Annotated in this window: 6 protein-coding genes; all 6 read left to right on the forward strand. The window is 70.5% G+C overall.

The genetic code is table 11. The features are described from left to right. The first annotated feature begins 7 nt into the window (after window positions 1-7). The 6 genes from ACZ7LT_RS31030 (at window position 8) to ACZ7LT_RS31055 (ending at window position 5,855) form a co-directional block, all read left to right on the forward strand. Window positions 8-283, forward strand: coding sequence for a hypothetical protein (locus ACZ7LT_RS31030; protein WP_471239453.1), 276 nt, complete (start codon window positions 8-10; stop codon window positions 281-283). Window positions 284-302: 19 nt separating this feature from the next. Further along, a complete protein-coding gene (locus ACZ7LT_RS31035; protein WP_471239429.1) occupies window positions 303-500 on the forward strand; it encodes a hypothetical protein in 198 nt (65 codons plus the stop codon). Between the two features lie 218 nt (window positions 501-718). After that, the gene (gene tatA, locus ACZ7LT_RS31040) at window positions 719-1,000 is read left to right on the forward strand and encodes a Sec-independent protein translocase subunit TatA (protein ID WP_471239430.1); all 282 of its coding nucleotides are present in this window, start codon (window positions 719-721) and stop codon (window positions 998-1,000) included. A gap of 110 nt (window positions 1,001-1,110) precedes the next feature. Beyond that, window positions 1,111-2,022 carry a twin-arginine translocase subunit TatC gene (tatC, locus tag ACZ7LT_RS31045; RefSeq protein ID WP_471239454.1) on the forward strand — a complete coding sequence of 304 codons (912 nt, stop codon included), beginning with the start codon at window positions 1,111-1,113 and terminating at the stop codon, window positions 2,020-2,022. Between the two features lie 18 nt (window positions 2,023-2,040). After that, the gene (locus tag ACZ7LT_RS31050) at window positions 2,041-2,961 is read left to right on the forward strand and encodes a diacylglycerol kinase (protein ID WP_471239431.1); all 921 of its coding nucleotides are present in this window, start codon (window positions 2,041-2,043) and stop codon (window positions 2,959-2,961) included. Window positions 2,962-3,023: 62 nt separating this feature from the next. Continuing rightward, window positions 3,024-5,855, forward strand: coding sequence for a DEAD/DEAH box helicase (locus ACZ7LT_RS31055; protein ID WP_471239432.1), 2,832 nt, complete (start codon window positions 3,024-3,026; stop codon window positions 5,853-5,855). The last annotated feature ends 160 nt before the right edge of the window (window positions 5,856-6,015 follow it).

Consider the following 6,015-nt stretch of genomic DNA (forward strand, 5'->3'; position numbering starts at 1 on the left):
GAGCGACATGTCCGTGATGTCAGGAATGGTGGGAATTCCGGCGACCGTAGGGCCCGTCCTCTTCAAAGCCTCCTGCCCCGACTGCCGCTGCCGCTTCGAGCTCTCCGCGAGCGCCCTGCGTCTCGCCATCGGCGGCAGCAGCCGCACCACCTTCTACTCCTTCACCTGCCCCGAGTGCGGCAGCGCCGTCCGCAAGCCGGCCGGCGAACGCATCGTCGAGCTGCTGACCGGCGGCGGCGTACGCACCCTGCGGCTGCACTCCACGTCCCCGTCCACCGCCTGACACCCCCTAGGCTCACCGCATGTTCTGGCCCATGCTCGCCATCGCCCTCGGCTTCCTCGGTATCGCCGTCCTCGGCGTCCTCGGCATCAAGGTCTTCCTGGAGGCCCAGCGCCTCGGCCGTCAAGTGGCCGACACCACCGAGCGCATCCATCAGGCCGCCGAGGACCTGGAGCGCGCGGCCACCGATCTGACCCGGACCGGCCAGGCGCTGCGCTGACCGGCGCGCTCGCCTCGCTGTCCGACCCGGGGGGTACGCTGCTGATCGCGGCGGGTGATTGAGGCACACCTGCCGTAGAAAGCGTGAGTATGCACAGGGATTGCCGAGCGTTTACCCATGCACGTTACGATCGCTGACGGTCGGGGTTCGGACACCAGTCCGCGCGACGGCCACCCGCCCAGCCCCATGCCGCCTCGGTGAGAAGGTAGACAAGACTTATGTTCCGACAGATCGGCCCCACCGAGATCATTCTCATCCTGCTCGTCGTCGTCCTGCTGTTCGGCGCCAAGAAGCTGCCGGAGATGGCCCGTTCGCTCGGCAAGTCCGCCCGCATCCTCAAGAGCGAGGCGAAGGCGATGAAGTCGGAGGGCCAGCAGACCGCCCCCACCGACCCGCCGGCCGAGCAGCCCCCGGCCCCGCGCACGATCAAGGCCGCGCCCGGCGACGTCACCAGCGCCCGTCCGGTGACCGAGCCGACCGACACGACCACCCAGCGCTGACCCCCAGGACGCTGCCCCCAAGGCCGCCGACGGCGGCCTGCCGCACGAGATGAGGACGTGGGTTGCTCAAGCCTGCCCGCAGCAAGAAGGCGAAGGATCCCGAGGGGCGGATGCCTCTCGCGGACCATCTGCGTGAGCTTCGCAACCGCCTGGCGAAGGCCATGCTGGCGATCACCATCGCGTCGATCGCCGCCGCCTTCTACAGCCAGCAGCTGATGGACTTCCTTGCATCGCCCGTACCGAAGTGCCCTCCTGGTACCGGCATCGAGGACAACACCGGCGGCACGTGCGTGATCATCGCCTACCAGACGATGCTCTCGCCGTTCACCTCGACCATCAAGGTGATCCTCCTCGCGGGCGTCATGGCGTCCTGCCCGATCTGGCTCTACCAGCTGTGGGCGTTCATCGCGCCCGGCCTCCACAAGAGCGAGAAGAAGTACACGTACTACTTCGCCAGCGTCGCCGTGCCGCTCTTCCTGGCCGGCGCCTACCTCGCGTACCTGATCATGCCGGTCAGCGTGAAGGTCCTCATCAGCATCACGCCGGACGTCGCGTCGAACTTCCTCTCCCTCGACGACGTCCTGGACTTCACCACCCGCATGGTGCTGGTCTTCGGTCTCGCCTTCGAGCTCCCGCTGCTGTTGATCATGCTCAACTTCGCGGGCATCGTCACGGGCAAGCGCATGGCCGGCTGGTGGCGCGGGGTCGTCATGGGCATCTTCGTCTTCGGCGCCATCGCCACGCCGTCGACCGACCCCCTCGGCATGATCGCCCTCGCCGGGCCGATCATCGTCCTCTACTTCATCGCCGTCGGCATCTCGATCCTCAACGACCGGCGCCGCCGCCGGAACGACCCCGACGCGGAGCTCGACGACGACGAGGCCGCGCCCCTGGACCTCACCCCCTCCTCCGTCGGCGAGATCGAAACCGTCCCCTCGGCCCGGGCCCTGCCCGAGCAGGCCACCGGCGAGGCCGACGGCGGACGGGCGCACCGGGTCAACGGTTACGACGACATCACCTGACCTTGTAAGGTCCGGCGGGTGACCAGCGAGATCACCCTCTTCGTCAATCCCACCGCGGGACGCGGCCGGGGCGCGCACGCCGCGCAGCCGGCCGCGCGTGCGCTCCGGGACGCCGGGTACTCCGTACGCACCGTCCTCGGCGCCGACGCCGAGGACGCCCTGCGCCGGGCGCGCGAAGCCGTCGGCGAGGGCACCGGTGCCCTTGTCGCGGTCGGCGGCGACGGACTGGTCTCGCTCGCCCTCCAGGCCGTCGCCGGTACGGACACCCCGCTCGGCGTGATCGCCGTCGGCACCGGCAACGACTTCGCCCGTACTCTCGGCCTGCCCGTACGCGCCCCGGCGCAGGCCGCACGCCTGGCCGCCGACGCGCTCAAGGGCGGGTGGATACGTGAGGTGGACCTCGGCCGGGTCGGGGAGCGATGGTTCGGCACCGTCCTCGCCTCCGGCTTCGACTCCCGCGTCAACGACCGGGGCAACCGCATGCGCCTGCCCGTCGGCCGGCTGAAGTACGACCTCGCGATGATCGCGGAACTCGCCGCCTTCCGGCCCGTCCCGTACCGCCTCACCCTTGACGACGGCACCGAGCGGGAGATCGAGGCCACTCTCGTCGCCGTCGGCAACGGCACCTCCTACGGCGGCGGCATGCGGATCTGCGCCGACGCGGCCCTGGACGACGGTCTCTTCGACATCACGGTCGTCGGGGACTGCTCACGCACCACGCTGCTCAAGGTCTTCCCGCGGGTCTACCGCGGCACGCATCTCAGCCACCCCAAGGTCACGGTCCACCGGGCCACACGCGTCACCCTGGCCGCCCCCGGCACCACCGGATACGCCGACGGGGAGCCGCTCGGCCCCCTGCCGCTCACCGCCGTCTGCGTCCCCGCGGCCGTCCGTGTCCTCGCCCCGGATCCGGCCGAACACCCAGGCCCCGGCCGGTAGGACCATCGGACAATTAAAGATCGAGCCCACTGTCAGAGGTGCCGGGTAGGCTCGACAACAAGATGACAGAGGACCTCACACCAGCCGAGGCGTACGCAGCCGCCCGGGCCCGCGCCGCCGAGCAGGCCACTGCGCTCGCCCCCTTCCGCGAGATGTACGAGTTCGGTCTGGACCCCTTCCAGATCGAGGCCTGCCAGGCCCTCGAGGCCGGCAAGGGCGTGCTCGTCGCGGCCCCCACCGGCTCCGGCAAGACCATCGTCGGCGAATTCGCCGTCCATCTCGCCCTCAGCCAGGGGCGCAAATGCTTCTACACCACGCCCATCAAGGCGCTCTCCAACCAGAAGTACGCCGACCTGGTCAGGCGCTACGGCCCCCAGAAGGTCGGCCTCCTCACCGGTGACAACAGCGTCAACGGCGATGCCCCGATCATCGTCATGACCACCGAGGTCCTCCGCAACATGCTGTACGCGGGGTCCCAGGCGCTCTCCGGTCTCGGCTATGTCGTCATGGACGAGGTCCACTACCTCTCGGACCGCTTCCGCGGCGCCGTCTGGGAGGAAGTGATCATCCACCTCCCCGAGTCCGTGACCCTCGTGTCACTCTCCGCCACCGTGTCCAACGCCGAGGAGTTCGGCGACTGGCTCGACACGGTCCGCGGCGACACCGAGGTCATCGTCTCCGAGTCCCGGCCCGTGCCGCTGTGGCAGCACGTCCTCGCCGGACGCCGGATGTACGACCTCTTCGAGGAGGAGACCGACCACGGCGGCCGGGGCGCGGGCCGCCGCGAGGTCAACCCCGACCTCGTCCGTCTCGCCCGGATGGAGAACCAGCGCACGTACAACCCCCGCGACCGGCGCCGGGGCAAGATGGTGCGCGAGGCCGACCGTGAGCGCGAGCGCCGCCAGCGCTCCCGGATCTGGACCCCGGGGCGTCCCGAAGTCATCGAGCGGCTCGACGCCGAAGGCCTCCTGCCCGCGATCACGTTCATCTTCAGCCGCGCCGGCTGCGAGGCCGCCGTACAGCAGTGCCTGTACGCCGGGCTGCGGCTGAACGACGACGAGGCCCGCCAGAAGGTCCGCGACATCGTCGAGGAGCGCACGGCGTCCATCCCCAGCGAGGACCTGCACGTCCTCGGCTACTACGAATGGCTCGAAGGGCTCGAGCGGGGCATCGCCGCCCACCACGCCGGCATGCTCCCCACGTTCAAGGAAGTCGTCGAGGAGCTCTTCGTCCGGGGCCTGGTCAAGGCCGTCTTCGCCACCGAGACCCTCGCGCTCGGCATCAACATGCCGGCCCGCTCGGTGGTCCTCGAAAAGCTCGTCAAGTGGAACGGCGAGCAGCACGCCGACATCACCCCCGGCGAGTACACCCAGCTCACCGGCCGCGCCGGCCGCCGGGGCATCGACGTCGAGGGACACGCCGTCGTCCTGTGGCAGCGCGGGCTCGACCCGGGCCACCTCGGCGGGCTCGCCGGCACCCGCACGTACCCCCTGCGCTCCAGCTTCAAGCCGTCCTACAACATGGCCGTCAACCTCACGGACCAGTTCGGGCGCCACCGCTCCCGCGAGCTCCTGGAGACGTCCTTCGCGCAGTTCCAGGCCGACCGGTCCGTCGTCGGTATCTCCCGGCAGGTCCAGCGCAACGAGGAAGGCCTGGAAGGCTACCGCGAAGGCATGACCTGCCATCTCGGTGACTTCGAGGAGTACGCGCGCCTGCGCCGCGACCTGAAGGACCGCGAGACCGAACTGGCCAAGCAGGGCGCCGCGCAGCGCCGCGCCGCCGCCGCGAGCTCCCTGGAGAAGCTCAAGCCCGGCGACGTCATCCACGTCCCCACGGGCAAGTTCGCCGGCCTCGCCCTGGTCCTCGACCCCGGGCTGCCCGCCGGACGCACCAACGGCCACCGCGGCTTCGAGCAGCACGACGGCCCGCGCCCGCTCGTCCTCACCGCCGAGCGGCAGGTGAAGCGGCTCGCCTCGATCGACTTCCCCATCCCCGTCGAGGCGCTGGAACGGATGCGGATCCCCAAGTCGTTCAACCCGCGCTCGCCCCAGTCCCGCCGGGACCTCGCCTCCGCCCTGCGGACCAAGGCCGGGCACATCGTGCCCGACCGGCACCACCGCAAGGAGCGCTCGCCCGCCGCCGACGACCGTGACATCGCCCGGCTGCGCGCCGCACTCCGCGCGCACCCCTGCCACGGCTGCGACGAGCGCGAGGACCACGCCCGCTGGGCCGAGCGCTACCACCGCCTCCAGCGCGACACCCGCCAGCTGGAGCGGCGCATCGAGGGCCGTACGAACACGATCGCCCGGACCTTCGACCGGATCGTCGCGCTCCTCACCGAGCTCGACTATCTGCGCGGAGACACCGTCACCGAGCACGGCAAGCGCCTGGCCCGGCTCTACGGCGAGCTCGACCTGCTGGCCAGCGAATGCCTCCGCGACGGCGTCTGGGAGGGGCTGAACCCGGCCGAACTCGCCGCCTGCGTCTCGGCGCTCGTCTTCGAGGCGCGTCAGGCCGACGACGCCGTCGCGCCCAAGCTGCCCTCCGGCGCCGCCAAGGCCGCCCTCGGCGAGATGGTGCGGATCTGGGGCCGCCTCGACGCGCTCGAAGAAGAGTTCAAGATCAACCAGGCGGAGGGGGTGGGCCAGCGCGAACCGGACCTCGGCTTCGCCTGGGCCGCCTACCAGTGGGCCTCCGACAAGGGGCTCGACGAGGTGCTCCGTGAAGCCGAGATGCCCGCGGGCGACTTCGTCCGGTGGTGCAAGCAAGTCATCGACGTGCTCGGCCAGATCGCGGCCGCCGCACCCCGGGAGAACAGCACCGTCGCCAAGAACGCCCGCAAGGCCGTCGACGCGCTGCTCAGGGGCGTCGTCGCCTACAGCTCCGTCGGCTGACGGCAGCCCGTACGCCCGTACGGCAGCCCGTACGCCCGTACACGAGAAGGGCCCCACGGACACGTCTCGGGTTCTAGGAGTCGTTGCAACACCCCAGCTCAAGGGGTGGCATGGACTTCGATATCCGCGAGGACCGGCAGCCGCAGGGACGCAGGAAGCT

The organism is Streptomyces sp. NPDC039465, assembly GCF_055639315.1.